The sequence below is a fragment of the Burkholderia sp. Bp8991 genome (genome assembly GCF_003853795.1).
Taxonomy (GTDB): Bacteria; Pseudomonadota; Gammaproteobacteria; order Burkholderiales; family Burkholderiaceae; genus Burkholderia.
On record NZ_QTQJ01000006.1, the window covers coordinates 125,710 to 143,772 of the forward strand.

Annotated in this window: 14 protein-coding genes, 1 tRNA gene and 1 pseudogene; 9 read left to right on the plus strand and 7 right to left on the minus strand. The window is 68.5% G+C overall.

Features of this window, described 5'->3' with window-relative positions:
* The first annotated feature begins 56 nt into the window (after nucleotides 1-56).
* The 4 genes from DIE02_RS09115 to DIE02_RS09130 all read left to right on the plus strand — a co-directional run bounded on the left by DIE02_RS09115 (nucleotide 57) and on the right by DIE02_RS09130 (nucleotide 4,454).
* Nucleotides 57-785, plus strand: coding sequence for a response regulator transcription factor (locus DIE02_RS09115; RefSeq protein ID WP_124486916.1), 729 nt, complete (start codon nucleotides 57-59; stop codon nucleotides 783-785).
* A 17-nt stretch (nucleotides 786-802) separates the two neighbouring features.
* The gene (locus tag DIE02_RS09120) at nucleotides 803-2,356 is read left to right on the plus strand and encodes a sensor histidine kinase (protein ID WP_124486915.1); all 1,554 of its coding nucleotides are present in this window, start codon (nucleotides 803-805) and stop codon (nucleotides 2,354-2,356) included.
* A 238-nt stretch (nucleotides 2,357-2,594) separates the two neighbouring features.
* On the plus strand, nucleotides 2,595-4,253 hold the full coding sequence (locus DIE02_RS09125; protein WP_124486914.1) for an MFS transporter: 1,659 nt from the start codon (nucleotides 2,595-2,597) through the stop codon (nucleotides 4,251-4,253).
* 124 nt (nucleotides 4,254-4,377) lie between these two features.
* A tRNA-Met gene (locus tag DIE02_RS09130) sits at nucleotides 4,378-4,454 on the plus strand.
* Nucleotides 4,455-4,565: 111 nt separating this feature from the next.
* Here DIE02_RS09130 and DIE02_RS09135 read toward each other — a convergent pair.
* Both DIE02_RS09135 and DIE02_RS09140 read right to left on the minus strand, forming a co-directional pair.
* Nucleotides 4,566-5,537, minus strand: coding sequence for a LysR family transcriptional regulator (locus tag DIE02_RS09135; protein WP_124486913.1), 972 nt, complete (start codon nucleotides 5,535-5,537; stop codon nucleotides 4,566-4,568).
* A gap of 197 nt (nucleotides 5,538-5,734) precedes the next feature.
* Nucleotides 5,735-6,703 (minus strand): GlxA family transcriptional regulator, encoded by a 969-nt coding sequence (locus tag DIE02_RS09140; RefSeq protein WP_124486912.1) that lies wholly within the window; start codon nucleotides 6,701-6,703, stop codon nucleotides 5,735-5,737.
* Between the two features lie 116 nt (nucleotides 6,704-6,819).
* Here DIE02_RS09140 and DIE02_RS09145 point away from each other — a divergent pair, with 116 nt between their 5' ends.
* Both DIE02_RS09145 and DIE02_RS09150 read left to right on the plus strand, forming a co-directional pair.
* Nucleotides 6,820-7,503, plus strand: coding sequence for a DJ-1/PfpI family protein (locus DIE02_RS09145; RefSeq protein WP_124486911.1), 684 nt, complete (start codon nucleotides 6,820-6,822; stop codon nucleotides 7,501-7,503).
* A gap of 82 nt (nucleotides 7,504-7,585) precedes the next feature.
* A complete protein-coding gene (locus DIE02_RS09150; RefSeq protein WP_124486910.1) occupies nucleotides 7,586-7,897 on the plus strand; it encodes a cupin in 312 nt (103 codons plus the stop codon).
* A 43-nt stretch (nucleotides 7,898-7,940) separates the two neighbouring features.
* Here the strand turns inward: DIE02_RS09150 and DIE02_RS09155 are convergent, their stop codons facing one another.
* The 4 genes from DIE02_RS09155 to DIE02_RS09170 all read right to left on the minus strand — a co-directional run bounded on the left by DIE02_RS09155 (nucleotide 7,941) and on the right by DIE02_RS09170 (nucleotide 12,487).
* Nucleotides 7,941-8,225 (minus strand): PAAR domain-containing protein, encoded by a 285-nt coding sequence (locus DIE02_RS09155; RefSeq protein WP_011657840.1) that lies wholly within the window; start codon nucleotides 8,223-8,225, stop codon nucleotides 7,941-7,943.
* A gap of 127 nt (nucleotides 8,226-8,352) precedes the next feature.
* Entirely contained in the window at nucleotides 8,353-9,555 is a 1,203-nt protein-coding gene (locus tag DIE02_RS09160) for a porin (protein ID WP_124486909.1), read from the minus strand.
* A gap of 114 nt (nucleotides 9,556-9,669) precedes the next feature.
* A complete protein-coding gene (locus DIE02_RS09165; protein ID WP_124486908.1) occupies nucleotides 9,670-11,142 on the minus strand; it encodes an amidase in 1,473 nt (490 codons plus the stop codon).
* Nucleotides 11,143-11,170: 28 nt separating this feature from the next.
* Complete coding sequence (locus DIE02_RS09170) at nucleotides 11,171-12,487, minus strand: MFS transporter (protein ID WP_124486907.1); 1,317 nt, start codon at nucleotides 12,485-12,487, stop codon at nucleotides 11,171-11,173.
* A gap of 199 nt (nucleotides 12,488-12,686) precedes the next feature.
* Between DIE02_RS09170 and DIE02_RS09175 the strand changes: the two genes are divergently transcribed.
* Both DIE02_RS09175 and DIE02_RS09180 read left to right on the plus strand, forming a co-directional pair.
* A complete protein-coding gene (locus tag DIE02_RS09175; protein ID WP_124486906.1) occupies nucleotides 12,687-13,604 on the plus strand; it encodes a LysR substrate-binding domain-containing protein in 918 nt (305 codons plus the stop codon).
* Nucleotides 13,603-13,923 (plus strand): annotated as a pseudogene (locus tag DIE02_RS09180) (LysR substrate-binding domain-containing protein); the annotation flags it as partial. The gene DIE02_RS09175 and the pseudogene DIE02_RS09180, both read left to right, overlap by 2 nt.
* Nucleotides 13,924-14,148: 225 nt before the next feature.
* Here the strand turns inward: DIE02_RS09180 and DIE02_RS09185 are convergent.
* Nucleotides 14,149-14,541, minus strand: a complete 393-nt coding sequence (locus DIE02_RS09185) for an MAPEG family protein (protein WP_124486999.1) — start codon at nucleotides 14,539-14,541, stop codon at nucleotides 14,149-14,151.
* A 420-nt stretch (nucleotides 14,542-14,961) separates the two neighbouring features.
* Between DIE02_RS09185 and DIE02_RS09190 the strand changes: the two genes are divergently transcribed.
* Nucleotides 14,962-18,060 carry a transglycosylase domain-containing protein gene (locus DIE02_RS09190; protein WP_124486904.1) on the plus strand — a complete coding sequence of 1,033 codons (3,099 nt, stop codon included), beginning with the start codon at nucleotides 14,962-14,964 and terminating at the stop codon, nucleotides 18,058-18,060.
* Nucleotides 18,061-18,063 lie beyond the last annotated feature (3 nt).

Sequence of the window (18,063 nt, forward strand, 5' to 3'; positions counted from 1 at the left end):
TAACTTCGGAGACAGCCGCGCCGGCGCGCACGCCCCGCCGGCCATCGGTCAGCAACATGCGAATTCTCATCGCCGAAGACGACAGCATACTCGCGGACGGCCTCACCCGGTCACTCCGCCAATCGGGCTATGCGGTCGACCACGTGAAGAACGGTATCGAGGCCGATACCGCGCTGTCGATGCAGTCCTTCGACCTGCTGATCCTCGATCTCGGGCTGCCCAAGATGTCCGGGCTCGACGTGCTGAAGCGCCTGCGCGCGCGCAATTCCAACCTCCCCGTGCTGATCCTGACCGCCGCCGACAGCGTCGACGAGCGCGTGAAGGGGCTCGACCTCGGCGCGGACGACTACATGGCCAAGCCGTTCGCGCTCAACGAGCTCGAGGCGCGCGTGCGCGCGCTGACCCGGCGCGGCGCGGGCGGCGGCCCGACCGTCGTGCGCCACGGCTCGCTCGCGTTCGACCAGGTCGGCCGCATCGCGTATGCGAACGAGCGCGTGCTCGATCTGTCCGCGCGCGAGCTCGGGCTGCTCGAGGTGCTGCTGCAGCGCATCGGCCGGCTCGTGTCGAAGGAGCAGCTCGTCGACCATCTGTGCGAATGGGGCGAGGAAGTCAGCAACAACGCGATCGAAGTGTACGTGCACCGGCTGCGCAAGAAGATCGAGCCGAGCGGCGTGCGGATTTCCACCGTGCGCGGCCTCGGCTACTGCCTCGAGAAAGTCGCGCCCGCGGCGCCAGCCGACCCGGCCGCGCCCCAGCCCGCGGCGGCCGGCACGCCGCTGCGCTGAACCCGGCCGTCGCCGCGATGGCCACGCCGGCCCATTCCCGCCATCCGACCGGCGAGCCATCGTCCGCCGCCGACGCCGTGCGCGACGCGCGCTACGAGAACCCGTTCGCGCCGCCCGACGAAACCGATACGCCCGAGGCCGCGCGCCCGCGCTCGCTGTTCGGCGAAATCCTCGACTGGATGCTCGCGCCGCTCCTGCTGCTGTGGCCGATGAGCATCGCCGTCACCTATCTCGTCGCGAAAACGATCGCGAACGGCCCTTTCGACCGCGCGCTCGAGACCAACGCGTATGTGCTCGCGCGGCAGATCCATCCGGTCAACGGCGTCGCCGAGCTGACGCTGCCGCAGCAGACGCGCGACTTCCTGCGCGCGGACAACGTCGACAGCGTTTACTTCCAGGTGCTCGGCACGCGCGGCGAGCTGGTCGCGGGCGAGGCCGACATGCCGCTGCCGCGCGACGAGGACCGCCCGCCGCCGGGCGTCGTCGTGTTCCGCGACGACCTGCTGCGCGGCAACGACGTGCGCGTCGCGTATACGACCGTCGCGCTGCCGGAGTCGAGCAGCACGCAGCCCGTGCTCGTGCAGGTCGGCGAGACGCTCGACAAGCGCAACGCGCTCGCGAACGACATCATCAAGGGCGTGATCCTGCCGCAATTCGTGATCCTGCCGCTCGCGATCCTGCTCGTGTGGTTCGGGCTGTCGCGCGGGCTCGCGCCGCTCAACGCGCTGCAGGCGCACATCCGCGCGCGGCGGCCCGACGACCTGTCGCCCGTCGAGGCGCAGCGCGCGCCGCCCGAGATCGAGCCGCTCGTCACGTCGTTCAACGACCTGCTCGCGCGCCTCGAACAGAACATGGCGCTGCAGAAGCGCTTCATCGCCGACGCCGCGCACCAGATGAAGACGCCGCTCGCGGGGCTGCGCACGCAGGCCGAGTTCGCGTTGCGCCATCCCGTGCCGCCCGACGTCCAGCGTTCGCTCGAGCAGATCGCGACGAGCTCCGAGCAGGCCGCCCGGCTCGTCACGCAGTTGCTCGCGCTCGCGCGCGCCGAGAACCGCGCGAGCGGGCTGACCTTCGAGCCGGTCGAGATCGGGGCGCTCGCGCGCCGCACGGTGCGCGACTGGGTGCAGGCCGCGCTCGCGAAGCGCATGGACCTCGGCTACGAAGGCCCGGAGGACGACACGCCGCTCGACGTCGACGGCAATCCCGTGATGCTGCGCGAGATGCTCGGCAACCTGGTCGACAACGCGATCCGCTACACGCCCGAAGGCGGCCGCATCACGGTGCGCGTGCGGGCCGAGCCTGCGGCGCGGCGCGTGCATCTCGAAGTGGAGGATACGGGCCCCGGCATCCCGGCCGGCGAACGCGAGCGCGTGGTCGAGCGCTTCTACCGGATCCTCGGCCGCGAAGGCGACGGCAGCGGCCTCGGGCTCGCGATCGTGCGCGAGATCGCCGCGCAGCACGGCGGCACGCTGACGCTCGACGATCACGTCTATCAGAGCGCACCGCGCCTCGCTGGCACGCTCGTGCGCGTCAGCCTGCCGTTGTCGGACACCGCCGCGGATCGATCCTGATACGGGCGGATCCGAACCGCATACCGCCGCATACGCGCTGCGATCGCATCGAAACCGGCGTTTTACCGCCCTGCCGCGACACGATCGGGGCACGAAACGGCCGATTCGGCGCGGGTTAACGTGCAGTCGTTTTGCGCCCGCGAGTCAGTGCGCCGTAAGTTTCCGTGCCAATAATCGTCGACAGGCCCGCCCACCCAAGGCGGCCACACATCTATATCAAGGGACTTGGAGACGATTCATGGCAACGTTAGGCGGGCAAATTTCGCACTCGCCGATGACGGGCGAAGAGAAGAAGGTGATCTTCGCGTCGTCGCTCGGCACCGTGTTCGAGTGGTACGACTTTTACCTGGCCGGCTCACTCGCGGCCTACATCAGCAAGAGCTTCTTCTCCGGAGTCAATCCGACCGCGGCATTCATCTTCACGCTGCTCGGCTTCGCGGCCGGGTTCGCCGTGCGTCCGTTCGGCGCGATCGTGTTCGGCCGGCTCGGCGACCTCGTCGGCCGCAAGCACACGTTCCTCGTGACGATCGTGATCATGGGCATCTCGACCTTCGTGGTCGGCTTCCTGCCCGGCTACGCATCGATCGGCATCGCGGCGCCCGTGATCTTCATCGCGATGCGGCTGCTGCAGGGCCTCGCACTCGGCGGCGAGTACGGCGGCGCGGCGACCTACGTCGCCGAGCATGCGCCGGCGAACCGCCGCGGCTTCTACACCGCGTGGATCCAGACGACCGCGACGCTCGGCCTGTTCCTGTCGCTGCTCGTGATCCTCGGCGTGCGCACCTTCATCGGCGAGGAAGCGTTCGGCAGCTGGGGCTGGCGGGTGCCGTTCGTCGCATCGATCGCGCTGCTCGCGGTGTCGGTGTGGATCCGGCTGCAGCTGAACGAATCGCCGGTGTTCCTGCGCATCAAGGCGGAAGGCAAGACGTCGAAGGCGCCGCTGACCGAAGCGTTCGGCCAGTGGAAGAACCTGAAGCTCGTGATCCTCGCGCTCGTCGGCCTGACCGCCGGCCAGGCCGTCGTGTGGTACACGGGCCAGTTCTACGCGCTGTTCTTCCTCACGCAGACGCTGAAGGTCGACGGCGCCAGCGCGAACATCCTGATCGCGATCGCCCTCCTGATCGGCACGCCGTTCTTCCTGTTCTTCGGCTCGCTGTCGGACAAGATCGGCCGCAAGCCGATCATCCTCGCGGGCTGCCTGATCGCGGCGCTCACCTACTTCCCGCTGTTCAAGGCGCTTACGCACTACGCGAACCCGCAGCTCGAACTCGCGACGCAGAAGGCGCCGATCACGGTCCTCGCCGATCCGGCCGCCTGCTCGTTCCAGTTCAACCCGGTGGGCACGTCGAAGTTCACGAACTCGTGCGACATCGCGAAGAGCGCGCTCGCGAAGGCCGGCCTGAACTACGAGAACGTCGCGGCACCGGCTGGCACGACCGCGCAGATCAAGGTCGGCGATACGGTGATCCCCGCGTATGACGGCAAGGCGGCCGACGCGAAGGCGCAAGGCGCGGCGTTCGACAAGACGCTCGCGTCGACGCTGAAGGCGGCCGGCTACCCGGCCAAGGCCGACCCGGCGCAGCTCAACTGGCCGATGACGATCGTGATCCTGACGATCCTCGTGATCTACGTGACGATGGTCTACGGCCCGATCGCGGCGATGCTGGTCGAGATGTTCCCGACGCGGATCCGCTATACGTCGATGTCGCTGCCGTATCACATCGGCAACGGCTGGTTCGGCGGCTTCCTGCCGGCGACCGCATTCGCGATCGTCGCGGCGAAGGGCAACATCTACTCGGGGCTCTGGTATCCGATCGTGATCGCGCTGGCCACGTTCGTGATCGGTGTGCTGTTCGTCAAGGAGACGAAGGACTCCAATATCTACGCGCAGGATTGAGGTCGGGTAGCGGGCGGCCACCCCGCCCGCTACACTGCCCGAACGGGCCGCCGGCAACTTTTTTCAGGGAAGATGAAAAAAGGTGTTGACAGCCCGGCGGCACATCAGCATAATTCAAGTCTTCGGCGAATTAGCTCAGTCGGTTAGAGCGACGGAATCATAATCCGCAGGTCCGGGGTTCGAGTCCCTGATTCGCCACCAAATGCGAAAAGCCGCTGTTCCGCAAGGATCAGCGGCTTTTTTCATTGCGTCATCCGGCGCGTGCGACGAATTCGCGCGTCGCCTGCCCTGCAGGCACGCGCATCCCACACGTTACGCCACCACCGATCCCCGCTCCTCCACGGCCGCCGCCCGCACCTTCCCCCGCCAGTTCTCGCCGCCCTCCAGCGCCGGCGTCGACTCGAACAGCTCCGCGATCCAGTCCGCGAACACGCGAACCTTCTGCGACAGATGCCGGTTGTGCGGATACACGATCGAGATCGGCTTGGGCTTCGGATTGCAATCGGGCAGCACCTCGACCAGCGTGCCGTCGCGCAGGTTCGGCAGCACCATGAACAGCGTCGGCTGGATCATCCCGAACCCTTCGAGCCCGCACGTCACGTACGCATCCGAATCGTTCACGGTGACACTGCCGTTCATCCGCACCTCGACCGGCTTGCCCTCGATCATGAACACCCACGGAATCGCCCGCGCGCCGTGGCTCGCGCGGAAATTCACCGCATGATGGTCCGCCAGGTCGGCGATCTCCTGCGGCTCGCCGTGACGCGCGAGATAGTCGGGCGACGCGCAGGTCACACGCTTGAGCATGCCGATCCGCCGCGCGACCATCGACGAATCTTCTAGCGGCCCGACCCGGATCATGCAGTCGATACCCTCCTCGACCGGATCCACGTAGCGGTCCGCCAGGCCGAGATCGAGCGTGATGTCCGGATAGCGCTGCCGGAAGATCGACAGCGCCGGCAGCACGACGCGCCGCCCGAGCGAACTCGGCATGTGGACGCGCAGCACGCCGCTCGGCTTGCGGTTGCCGGTCTGGAAACTCGCGTCGGCTTCCGCGATCTCCGAGATGATCTTCACGCAGTGCTCGTAATACGCGGCGCCCTCCGGCGTCAGCGACAGCCGGCGCGTCGTCCGGTGCATCAGGCGCACGCCGAGCAGCGCCTCGAGATTCTGGATGATGGTCGTGACCGACGCGCGCGGCATCGCGAGCGTGTCGGCCGCGCGCGTGAAGCTGTTCGCGTCGACCACGCGGGTGAAAACTTCCATTGCCTGGATGCGGTCCATGCTGCGCCCCCTTCGAATCGCCAACGGAACAGAATAGAGCGCGCAACGCGTGCGGCACAAGCCCCCGCCCATTGTTCTCCTCGCCCGAATAGTCGCAGCGTTTCGGACTCGAAAGTGATCGCGATTCGCGCAGTTCCGAACGTCGACGGCTCCGTCCCCGGTTGCCACGCGCGGCATGCTCGCCGCGCACCGGCACGTTATCGCACGAACCGCTCGCGATAGCCCTGCGGCGACACGCCGAGCACGCGCACGAAACTGCGCCGCAGCGTCTCTTCCGAACCGAAGCCGCACCGCGTGGCGATCCGTTTGACGGGCCACGCGGTTTCGCCGAGCAAGCGCTGCGCGGCCTCGACGCGAATCTGTTCGACCGCGCGCGCGGGCGTGCGGCCGGTCCCCGCGCGGTAGTGCCGCACGAAGCTGCGTTCGCTCATGCTGACGCGCTCGGCGAGCGCCGGCACCGACAGGTCGGCCGTCAGGTGCTCGGCGATCCACGCATGCAGTTCGCCGAAACGGTCGTCGGTGCACTGCATCGACAGCATCGCGCTGAACTGCGCCTGCCCGCCCGGCCGCTTCAGGAACACGACGAGTTCGCGCGCGACATCGAGCGCGATCGCCCGCCCGAGATCCTCCTCGACCAGCGCGAGCGCGAGATCGATGCCGGCCGTCACGCCGGCCGACGTCCACAGCGCGCCTTCGCGGATGAAGATCGGATCGGGCTCGACGCGCACGTTCGGATAGCGCGCGGCGAATTCGTCGCAGCGCGCCCAGTGCGTGACCGCGCGCCGCCCGTCGAGCAGACCGGCCTCGGCGAGCAGGAACGCACCGGTGCAGACCGACGCGACACGTCGCGCGCGCTGCGCCTGCTGCCGGACCCAGCGCACCGTGCGCGCATCGCGCGACGCGGCCTGCACGCCCTTGCCGCCGGCCACGATCACCGTGTCGGGCCACCCGGCCGAGCGCAGCGAATCGGCCATCACGACGAGCCCCGACGACGTCTCGACCGGCCCCGCCTCGGCGGCCACGACGCGCGGCGCATACGGCGCGGGCCGGCCGCGCTCCTGCGCGAGTTCGTTGACGGAGGCGAACACCTGTAGCGGCCCGGTCACGTCGAGCAACTGCGCACGGGGGAACGCGAGGATCAGGATCGAGCGCGGAGCGGCTGGCATGGCGATTGGCTGAAAACGTGGGCGATCTGGCAATTTCGCCAAACACTACGCGCCTAGAATCGATCTGTCCATCGTGCGCCGGCCGCGGCGCCGCCCCTTCCCTTCGGAGTGTTCGCATGACCCTGCATATCGGCTTTCTCGTGTTTCCGGGTGTCCAGCAACTCGATCTCACCGGCCCGCACGACGTGCTCGCATCGCTGCCCGACGCGGCGGTTCATCTGGTCTGGAAATCGCGCGACACCGTCGCGTCGAGCAGCGGCCTCGCGCTCGCGCCGACCTGCACGTTCGACGACTGCCCGCCGCTCGACGTCATCTGCGTGCCCGGCGGAATCGGGATCAACGAACTGCTGCTCGATGCCGAAACGATCGCGTTCGTGCAGCAGCGCGCGGCCGCCGCGCGCTACGTGACGTCGGTCTGCACGGGCGCGCTGCTGCTCGGCGTGGCCGGCCTGCTGCGCGGCCGCCGCGCGACGACGCACTGGGCGTTTCATGCGCTGCTCGCGCCGCTCGGTGCGGTGCCCGTGCGCGAACGCGTGGTGCGCGACGGCAACCTGATCACCGGCGGCGGCGTGACGGCCGGCATCGACTTCGCGTTGACGATCACCGCCGAACTGGTCGGCGACGAAGAGGCGCAGGCGATCCAGCTCGCGCTCGAATATGCGCCCGCGCCGCCGTTCGATGCAGGCTCGCCGGATACCGCGCCGGCATCGGTCCTGAAGCGCGTGACCGAGCGTTCGGCTGCGGGGCTCGAGAAGCGGAAGCAGACGATCGACGCGGCCTTGCGCGCGATGTCGCGCTGATCCCCGGTACACGGAAACCGGCGCGCGGACGTGCAGCCTGCCCGCGCTCCGCAGCCTTCACATTCACGGACCGGACCTACCGATGAACATCATCCGCAGCACCGCCTTCACCGCACAGCGCGCATGGGGCGCGCTGGACATCGCGAACCTGAACGGCATCACGGTCCGCCTGCACTGGACCGATCAGCCGTACCGGTGGCACGTGAACGACGGCGAGGAAGTCTTTGCGGTGCTCGACGGCCGCGTCGAGATGCGTTACCGCGAAGCAGGCATCGAGCACGCGACGGTGCTCGAAACGGGAGACGTCTTTCATGCGACGGTCGGCACCGAACACGTCGCGCATCCGCTCGGAGAAGCGCGCATTCTGGTGATCGAGACCGCAGGCAGCGTCTGACGACGGGCGGCGCGCCGCGCGCGTCGCACGGAGTCGACGGGCATCAGCCCGAGATGGTGCCCGTCCCCTGCGACGGGATCAGCTTCGGCTGCGGCGTGCACAGGCACTGGCACAGGTCGTGTTCGAGCGCGACGACCTTGCCCATCACGGTCATCGTCCGCTCGCCGCCATCGGAGACGATCACCCCCTGGGTCTTGCACGCGGCGCAGAACACCGGCGCGCCGAGATAGGCAAGCTCGCGGCCGTCGAACGACGAATTGGCGATCCCGTCGAGCACGACGCCGCCGTGATCGGTCGTGTCGCCCTTCAGAATGAATTTGCGGCTCATGGTTCGGCTCTCCCTCGGAAACGCCGCGCAGCGCGGCGTCGGGCCGCGTGCGGGCAGTCGGTATCCGCCCGTCGGTCGCGGGCGTTTCGCGAGGATATCACCGCGCAGCCGCTCGCCGTCGCCCTGATCAGAACTTGTGGCGCATGCCGATCCGCGCCTGGAACTGCCGGTCGTTCGCGGAGGCGCCGGGGCCGTTGATCGCCGCGACCGCCGCATGCCCGGTCGAGTCGGTGCCCGACGCACGCTGGAACACGGCGCTCACGTAGACGTCGGTGCGCTTCGACAGGAAATAGTCGAGCCCCCCGGCAACCTGGTGATACGTCGCGCCGTCGCGGCCGTCCACGCCGCCGCCGCGCGTGTAGTCGTACGCCACGCCGCCGAACAGGTAAGGCGTGAACTGATAGCGCACGCTCGCCTCGGCGTTGTTGAACACCGCGTTGCCGGACACGCCACCCGGATTCGGGCCGGACGACAGATCGCCGAGCTGGCGAAACGACGTGTTCGTGTACATCGCACCGAGCGTCACCGCGCCGATCGCATAGGTGCCGCCGAGCGCCACGACCTGCAACGTGCGCGCCGACGCATAGCCCGAATACACCGGCGACAGCATGTTGTTGCCCGGCACGCCGCCCACGGTCGGCGCGGGGCTGCCGGTCGTGCCGAAGAACGACACGTTCGGGTTGCGCGCATTCAGGTAGCCGGCCGCCACCGCGAGCGGCCCGCGCGTGTAGCCGGCCGTGGCCGACCACACCTGGTTGCGCGTCGTCGCGCCCGCCACGCCGCCGACCCCGTACATCGCGGCGACGCGCAACCCGCCGTAGTCGTTGCTGGTGAACTTGATCGCGTTGTTGGTCGAGTTCGCGTTGTTCACGTTGTCGAGGTCGCCGGGGTGCGCGACCATGTAGCCGCCGAACAGCGCGGCGGCCTCGAGCGGGCCGAGGAAGTCGACGTTGGTGTCGTACTGCCGCCCGAGCGTGACGGTGCCGAACGGTCCCGACAGCCCGACGAACGCCTTCTTGCCGAAGATCAGCCCGCCCTGCCCGAGCTTGCCGGTGCTCGGATCGAACCCGTTCTCGAGCGTGAAGACGGCCTTCAGCCCGCCGCCGAGATCCTCGCTGCCACGCAGCCCCCAGCGGCTCGCCTGCTGCACGCCGCCGAGCATCCGCAGCGCGGGCTTGCCGCTTGCCACGCCGTTCGCGCCGGTCACCGCGACGTTGCTCGAGTAAGTCAGCCCTTCATCGATAATGCCGTACAGCGTGACGCTGCTCTGTGCGTGCGCCGCACCCGCGATCAGCGCGACGCCCGCGCCTGCCAACAGCCGTTGTTTCATCGAGAGATCTCCATTGCGCGGGTCGAATGGCCAAACGCTGGCGTGCGCGCCCCCCGCAGGCGCGCGGCCTGCCGGCACGGACCGGAACGGTCCGCTATCAGCCGGGAAAAGTGGTCAGCGCAGCGCGTCGGCGACGACGGGCGGCAGCGTCCGGCGACTGCCGGCCGCGACTTCGTACGCATGGCCGAACTGGAGCACGCCCCAGTCGTCGCGGTAGCGGCCGACGATCTGCATGCCGATCGGCAAGCCGGTCGCGGAGAAACCGCACGGGACGGACAGGATCGGCGCCTCGGTCGACGACAGCAGCCAGCACACGCGCATCCAGTCGATGTAGGTCGTGTTCGCGATACCGCGCACATCGGCGGGCACGCGCAGCGCGGCGTCGAACGGCATCACCTGCGTCGTCGGCAGCAGGTAGAACGCATAGCGCTGCATGAACGCACGCATCCGGTCGAACAGCCGTGTCTTGCGCACGAACATGCGGCCGAGATCCGCGGCCGAGAGCGACCGATGCAGCCGGTATTCGTCGAGGAGTTCGGGCTTCAGCGCGGCACGCTGCCGTTCGTCGAAGCCGTCGACCAGCGTGCCGATCATCCAGGCACGCTCGATGCGGAATACTTCTTCGGCTTCCGAAAGATCGGGATCGTCGAATTCGACTTCGCAGCCGAGCGACGCAAACACGTGCGCCTGCGCATCGACGGCGCGCCGGATCTCCGGATCGACCGGCACGCCGGGCAAGCCGCGCGACATCGCGATGCGCGTGCCGCGGAAATCGCGTTCGAGCGGCTGCGCGAAGCGCGCGCCCGGCTCCGCGATTTCAGTCGCGGTTTCGCCGCTCGGCCCGGCGATCGCGGACAGCAGCAGCGCGGTGTCGGCGACGTCGCGCGCCATCGGCCCGTCGACGCCGAGCGTCGCCCAGCCGTTCAGGTCCGGCGCGCGCGGCACGCGGCCCGGCGACGGCCGCAGCCCGACCACGCTGTTCCACGCGGCCGGGTTGCGCAGCGAGCCGCCCATGTCGCTGCCGCACGCGAGCGGATTCATCCCGCAGGCGAGCGCCGCGGCAGCGCCGCCGCTGCTGCCGCCCGCGGAACGCGTCAGGTCCCACGGGTTGCGGGTCGCGCCGAACACCGCGTTGAACGTATGCGAGCCGGCGCCGAATTCCGGCGTGTTCGACTTGCCGATCATCAGCGCGCCGGCACTCGCGCAGCGGCGCACGATCAGCGCGTCGTGCTGCGGCACGTGATCGGCGAACAGCGGCGAGCCGAAGGTCGTGCGCACGCCGCGCGTCGCGGTCAGGTCCTTCTGCGACACCGGCAGCCCGTGCAGCGGCCCCAACCATTCGCCGCGCGCCCAGCGTGCGTCGATCTTGCGTGCGCGGGCACGCAGCGCATCGGGATCGACGACAGTGACGAGCGCGTTCACGCGCGGGTTGACCGTCGCGATGCGCGCGAGATGCGCATCGAGCAGGTCGCACGCGCTGATCTGCCGCGCCTTCAGCAGATCGAGCATGGTGCGTGCGGGCAGGTCGCACAGGTCGCCGGCGGCGACGTCGGCCGGCGACGACGAAAACGAAACGGTGGTGGTCATGGGGCGAATGGAAGAAAAGGAAGATCGGTCAGTCATCCTGAGCGCTTCGATCGGACGCAAACGCGAGCGCGACGAGCGACAGCACGCCGCAGACGATCACGTACCACGCCGGCGCGGCCGGATTGCCGGTTGCCCCGATCAGCCAGGTGACGATGAACTGCGCGAAGCCGCCGAAGATCGACACGCCGCCCGCATACGCGATCGACAGCGCGGTCGCCCGCGTGCTCTTCGGAAACAGTTCCGCGAGGATCACGCCGTTCGCGCCGGCATTGATCGAGTGCAGCGCGGCGAGCAGCATCACGACCGCGTACATCGTCGCGATCGACGGCACCGCGCGGATCAGCCAGAAGCCCGGCAGGATCAGCACGGTCAGCGCCACGCGCGTCCACAGTGCGACGCGCTTGCTGCCGGTGCGGTCCGACAGCCGTCCGCCGATCGGCGCGGCGACGAACATCACCGCACCGGACAGGATTCCGCACCACAGCGCGGTATCCATCGGCAGGTGCAGCACGCGGATCGCGTACGTCGACATGTAATAGAGGACGATGAAGTGCGCCGCGGTGCCGCCGACCACGAGGCCGAGCGCGGTCAGCACGGCGCCGCCGTCGCGCCGCAGCACGGTGCCGAGTACCGCGGACGAGCGCCGCGCGGCCGCGGCCGGCGCGTGCTGCTCGATCGCATTGAAGCGCGCGCGCAGATACAGGCCGACCGGCGCGATCAGCACGCCGGCGAGGAACGGCACGCGCCAGCCCCACGATTCGAGCGCGGCGGGGGCGAGGAAATGCGACAGCAGGAAGCCGACGAACGAGCCGGCCAGCGCCGCGGCGCCCTGGCTCGCGAACTGCCAGCTCGTGTAGTAGCCGCGCTCGCCGGGCGGCGCGCGTTCGGCGAGCAGCGACGTCGACACGCCGACCTCGCCGCCGGCCGAAAAGCCCTGCAGCAGCCTGGCGAGCACGACCAGCACGGGCGCCGCGATGCCGATCTGCGCATAGGTCGGCAGAATGCCGATCATCCCGGTGCCGAGCGCCATCGTGACGAGCGTGAGGTTCATCGCCGGCACGCGGCCGAAGCGGTCGGCCACGAGCCCGATCACGACGCCGCCGACCGGCCGCGCGATGAAGCCGACGCCGAACGTCGCGACCGACATCAGCAATTGCTGCTGCGCGGACGCGGCCGGAAAGAACAGTTTGCCGAGCAGCACCGCGAAAAAGCTGAACACGGTGAGATCGAAGAATTCGAGGCCGTTGCCGATCGTGATCGCGACGATCAGCTGGCGATTGGACGGGGATGCGGCAACGTCGCCGACATGCCCGCCGAACATGCTGTCCGCTCGGGGCGCCTTCATGAAGATGAGTCTCCGTACTGGTTATGCGGGTCTGGTGCGCGGCCCGTTCGACGGCCTGCGCATGCAGTCTAGGCATTCAAAATACGCAGCCCGGAGCGACATTTTCCGATCGTGATAACGCCCGGTTATCGCGTGCTTTTCGCGCGCCGCCGCGGTGTAGGATGCGAAGGTCGCCACTGCCGCCGCGCCCTGCCACGCCGTGAAACACCACCAGCTCCGGGCGCTTGCCGCCATCGCCGAACACGGCAGCCTGCGCGCCGCCGCGCGCGCGATCCACCTGTCGCAGCCCGCGCTCACGAAGGCGATCCGCGAACTCGAGCAGGACCTCGGCGTGCCGCTCGTCACGCGCAACGCGCGCGGCGCGCAGCTCACGCGCTTCGGGCAGGCCGTCTATGCGCGTGCGCGCCTGATCCTCGCGGAGATGCAGCACGCGCGCGACGACGTGATCCAGCTTTCAGGCGGCAAGGAAGGCGCGCTCGCGTGCGCGCTGACGCCGCTGATGTCGCTCGGTTTCCTGCCGGCCGCGCTCGACGCGTTTCGGCAGCGGATGCCGACGATCCGCCTCGACGTGCGCGAAGGCTTTCTCGACACGGCGCTGCCGCGCCTGCGCGACGGCTCGCTCGACTTCGTGATCGCGATCGTCGATGCGACGCGGCTGTCACCCGAATTCACGTTCCGGCCGCTGCTCGAATCGGAGCTGATCCTGATGACGCGCGCGAGCAATCCGCTGCGCCACTGCACGTCGCTCGCGCAGCTGCAGGATGCGCAGTGGGTGCTGAACACGTCGCCGGAAAGCATCGGCCGGCTGCTGCAGAACGTGTTCGTCGCGCACGGCTACCGGGCGCCGCAGCCGATCGTCGAATGCACCTCGTTCAGCGCGGCGTTCTCGCTGTCGGTGCACACCGACACCGTGTCGTGCGTGCCGAAGCATTTCATGGAAGTCGACTGGATCCGGGAGCGGATGGTCACGATCAACGTGAAGGAGACGATTCCGACCGTGTCGGCCGGCGTGCTGACGCGCCGCGACGCGCTCAACACGGTCGCGTGCGACTACCTGATCCACTGCTTCGTCGAGGCCGTGCGGCGGCACGATCCCGCGAAGCTTCTGTGGCGATAGCGACGCCGGTCATCTGTACCTCGCCCAGATCCGGCACGTAATCGAGGAAATCGACCGCGTCGAGGAAACGATCGCGTCGATGCACCACGAGCCCAACAACATCGGGCTGATCCGCAACTGGGCGCTCGCCGGCATGGGCATCGCGGTGCCGCCGGACTTCCTCGCCGCACCGGATCTCGCTGCCGGCCGGCTGCGCGAACTGCTCGCCGACTATCGGCTCGAGGAACTCGAGATGAACGTCGTATACCCGAGCCGGCGCCATTTTCCTCGCAAGGCGCGGCTTTTCATCGATCACCTGATCGATCATTTCGTCAGGTGAATGAAAGGCTGTAATCACGCGCCATTTTTACCAACGCCGGCGTCGCCGTACGACCAGCGCCTCGGTTATTCGATGCTTCCCGCATTCCAGCAGCAGCTGCTCGCGCGCGGCTTCGTCATCGGCAAGCAGGTGCGCGATTCGGGCGTGCGGCCAGCTGATCCACTGCTTCGTCGAGGCCGTGCGGCGGCACGATCCCGCGAAGCTGCCATGGCGACAGCGACCTGCTCAGACGAACAGCGCGACGCATAGCGCGGCGCCGCACAGATACGTGCCGAGCGCGCCGATGAAACGCAGGGGATTCGGCCTCGCCATGGTCGGCCATGCGAGCAATCCGATCACGAGCAGGCAGCGGCACGCGGTTGCCGCGACGATCAACGAGACGATCGCGCGCGATGGGTCGTGTGCGCCGAAATAGAGAAACAGCACCGCGAGAAACGGTGCGTATTCGGCCGTGTTGCCATGCGCGCGCACGATCTTGTGCAATCCGTCGGTCGGATCGGACGCACACCCGGAATTGGTGGTACGCCGGAAGCGCGTGACGGACACGACCAGGCCGAGCCCGAACAGCATCAACCCCAGGATCGCCGTGCAAACGAGCGCGACGGGATGAATCGACATGGCACCCCCGGCGAAAACGGACATGCGCCGCATATCCGGCGATCGTACCTGCGGCCCGTGCATCCGGCTATCTCGGAAATTCGTAGCTTGGTCGCGCATCGCGCCATGACTTCGGCAATACGATCGGACCCGATTTGTCGCGATTTCGCAATGCACAAGGCCGGTGCGTAAAACGATCGGCGCGATCGGCACGGCCACTCTCGTCGCCGTTGACACACGCGGGCACGCGAGCGGAACGCGCAAACGTTACGTCACGGCGACACGCGCCACCGCACCACCGGCCGGTTCCCGCATGTCACAGGCATGCGCGTTGCGCCGACGCATCTCGGTAGTGAACCACCCTTGGCAGCCCGCTGCGGAGGACTACACTAATCCTTAATGGGGTGCGGCCGGAGCCTGCGCCTTCAGGGAGACGCCGCCATGAATCGGCCGCTGAATCGCATCCTGCCGCGCGTGACCGGGAGTGCATCGGTCTGGACGTGGATCAAGTGGTCCTTGCTCGCCGCGCTGGTGATCGCGGTGGCGATCATTGCCCGGCTCGTGATGACCGAGTTCGAGACGTCGCGCCTGCAGGCGCGCTACCTGTCCGAGCTCACCCGCGACATCGGCTATACCGTCGAGGCGGGCGCGAGCGATCACATCCGCTTCCCCGTCAACGGGCCGTACGACCAGCGCCTCGGCTATTCGCTGCTTCCCGCGTTCCAGCAACATCTGCTCGCGCGCGGCTTCGTCATCGGCAAGCAGGCGCGCGATTCGGAACGGATGCTGTCGCTCGCCGATCGCGGCCTGTTCCTGCCTTACGAAGAGAAAGACCAGGCCGGGCTGATGCTGTTCGACTCGACCGGCTCGCCGCTGTTCGCGACCGTGTTCCCGCAACGCGTGTACGCCGACTTCGACACGGTGCCGCGCGTCGTCGCCGATTCGCTGCTGTTCATCGAGGATCGCTACCTGCTCGACGCGAACCAGCCGAACCGCAACCCGGCGATCGACTGGGGCCGCTTCGGCCGCGCGCTCGCCGACCAGGCGCTGCACGTCGTCAACCGTCATCAGGCACGCCCGGGTGGCAGCACGCTCGCGACGCAAATCGAGAAGTTCCGCCATTCGCCGGACGGCCGCACCGCGACGCCGCCGGAGAAGCTGCGGCAGATCGCGTCCGCGTCGATCCTCGCCTACATGAACGGCCCGCAGACGATGCTCGCGCGCCGCGCGATCGTCGTGCGCTACCTGAACTCGGTACCGCTCGCCGCGCGGCCGCACGTGGGAGAAATCACCGGCATCGGCGACGGTCTCGCCGCGTGGTACGGCCGCGACTTCAACGACGTGAACCGCATCCTGTCCGCGCCGACGACCGGCGACAACGTCGACGAACAGGGCAAGACGTTCCGCGAAGTGCTGTCGCTGATCATCGCGCAGCGCGCGCCGTCGTACTTCCTGAATCGCGGCTATCCGGCGCTGCAGAAGCTGACCGACAGCTACCTGCGGCTCCTGTCGAACGGCGGCGTGATCTCGCCCGCGCTGCGCGATGCGGCGCTTGCCGCGCAGATCGAACGCAGCGCGCCGCCGGCCGCCGCGCACGTGCAGTCGTTCGTGTCGCGCAAGGCCGTGTCGTCCGCGCGCGCGTCGCTGCTGTCGGCACTCGGGATCAGCGACCTGTACCAGCTCGACCAGCTCGACCTGGAAGCCACCAGCACGCTCGACAACGGCGTGCAGCAAGCGGTCGCCGAACGGCTCGCGAAGGCGTCGACCCGCGACGGCGCGCAGGCCGCCGGCCTGTACGGCTTCGAGATGCTCGCGCCGAAGGACGACCCGTCGCACCTCACGTACAGCTTCACTCTGTACGAGCATCGCAACGGCGCGAACATGCTGCGCGTGCAGACCGACAGCGTGAACCAGCCGTTCGACGTGAACCGCGGCGGCCGCATCAACCTCGGCTCGACCGCGAAGCTGCGCACACTGATCACCTACCTGCAGATCGTCTCCGACCTGCATGCGCGCTACGGCAACCTGTCGAACGCGCAACTCGCGAAAGTGAAGCCCGACCCGCTCGACGGGCTGTCGCACTGGGCGCTCGACTACCTGTCGCATACGCGCGACCGCTCGCTGCAGGCGATGCTCGACGCGTCGGTCGAACGCAAGTACTCGGCGAGCCCCGACGTGTTCTACACGGGCGGCGGCGCGCAGGTGTTCTCGAACTTCGAGAAATCGGACAACGGCCGCATCCTGACGCTGCATACGGCGTTCGAGCACTCCGTCAACCTCGTGTTCGTGCGGCTGATGCGCGACATCGTCCATTACGAGATGCTGCAGGCGGCCGGCCCGTCGTCGTCGTGGCTCGACGATCCGGCGCAGCGCAAGCATTACCTCGAGCAGTTCGTCGACGGCGAAAGCCAGGTCTACGTGAAGCGCTACTACACGCGCTATGCGGGCAAGGCGCCCGACGATGCGCTCGCGCTGCTGCTGCAGACCGTGCGCAAGTCGCCGCCGAAGATCGCGACGGTGCTGCGCAGCGTCGCGCCGAACGAATCGCTCGCGTGGTTCGATGCGCAGATGCGCGCGCAGCTGAAAGGCACGCCGGCCGCGACGCTGTCGGACGACGATCTCGCCGCGCTCTACGCGAAATACGCGATCGACCGCTTCAACCTCAACGATCGCGGCTATATCGCGAGCGTCCACCCACTCGCGCTGTGGACGCTCAACTACCTGCGCGCCCACCCGAACGCGTCGCTCGCCGAGGTCCGGCGCGACAGCCGCGATGCGCGCTTCTACACGTACTCGTGGCTGTACAAGACGCGCTACCACGCGACCCAGGACCGGCGCATCCGCCGCATGGTCGAGCTGCGCGCGTATGCGGAAATCACGAAGGCGTGGCGCGCGCTCGGCTACCCGTTCGAGGAAGTCACGCCGTCCTACGCGGCCGCGATCGGCGCATCGGGCGACCAGCCCGACGCGCTCGCGAAACTGATTGGCCTGATCGCGACCGGCGGCCGAAAGGCGCCGACCGAGACGATCACGCGCCTCGACTTCGCGAAGGGCACGCCGTACGAAACGCGCTTCGTGCGCGCGGCCGCGCAGCCGCAGCCGATGCTGTCGCCGGAGATCGTCAACGTGGCGCGCACGCTGCTGCGCGACGTCGTGCTGAACGGCACGGCGCGGCGCCTGTCGGGCGGCTTCACGCTGCCCGACGGCAAGACGCTGCAGGTCTACGGCAAGACCGGGACGGGCGACCAGCGCTTCAATGTCTACGCGCGCGGCGCGCGGCTGATCGAGTCGCGCAAGGTCAATCGCAGCGGCACGTTCGTGTTCGTGCTCGGCGACCGCTTCTTCGGCGTGCTGACGGCGACCGCGCACGAGCCTTACGCGGCGCGCTACGACTTCACGAGCGCGATGGCCGTGCAGTTGCTGAAGTCGATGGCGCCGGCGCTCGCGCCGCTGATCGAACGCCCGGCCGCGGCCGGCACGCGCACGACGGGCCCCGCGCCGCAGGCGGAAACGCCGGCGCCGCAGGTCGAGCCGTCCTGACGG

Bases quoted from the DNA above. Each gene is read 5' to 3' on its own strand.
- DIE02_RS09115 (WP_124486916.1), top strand. From the start codon at position 57: ATGCGAATTCTCATCGCCGAAGACGACAGCATACTCGCGGACGGCCTC.
- DIE02_RS09120 (WP_124486915.1), top strand. From the start codon at position 803: ATGGCCACGCCGGCCCATTCCCGCCATCCGACCGGCGAGCCATCGTCC.
- DIE02_RS09125 (WP_124486914.1), top strand. From the start codon at position 2,595: ATGGCAACGTTAGGCGGGCAAATTTCGCACTCGCCGATGACGGGCGAA.
- DIE02_RS09135 (WP_124486913.1), bottom strand. From the start codon at position 5,537: ATGGACCGCATCCAGGCAATGGAAGTTTTCACCCGCGTGGTCGACGCG.
- DIE02_RS09140 (WP_124486912.1), bottom strand. From the start codon at position 6,703: ATGCCAGCCGCTCCGCGCTCGATCCTGATCCTCGCGTTCCCCCGTGCG.
- DIE02_RS09145 (WP_124486911.1), top strand. From the start codon at position 6,820: ATGACCCTGCATATCGGCTTTCTCGTGTTTCCGGGTGTCCAGCAACTC.
- DIE02_RS09150 (WP_124486910.1), top strand. From the start codon at position 7,586: ATGAACATCATCCGCAGCACCGCCTTCACCGCACAGCGCGCATGGGGC.
- DIE02_RS09155 (WP_011657840.1), bottom strand. From the start codon at position 8,225: ATGAGCCGCAAATTCATTCTGAAGGGCGACACGACCGATCACGGCGGC.
- DIE02_RS09160 (WP_124486909.1), bottom strand. From the start codon at position 9,555: ATGAAACAACGGCTGTTGGCAGGCGCGGGCGTCGCGCTGATCGCGGGT.
- DIE02_RS09165 (WP_124486908.1), bottom strand. From the start codon at position 11,142: ATGACCACCACCGTTTCGTTTTCGTCGTCGCCGGCCGACGTCGCCGCC.
- DIE02_RS09170 (WP_124486907.1), bottom strand. From the start codon at position 12,487: ATGAAGGCGCCCCGAGCGGACAGCATGTTCGGCGGGCATGTCGGCGAC.
- DIE02_RS09185 (WP_124486999.1), bottom strand. From the start codon at position 14,541: ATGTCGATTCATCCCGTCGCGCTCGTTTGCACGGCGATCCTGGGGTTG.
- DIE02_RS09190 (WP_124486904.1), top strand. From the start codon at position 14,962: ATGAATCGGCCGCTGAATCGCATCCTGCCGCGCGTGACCGGGAGTGCA.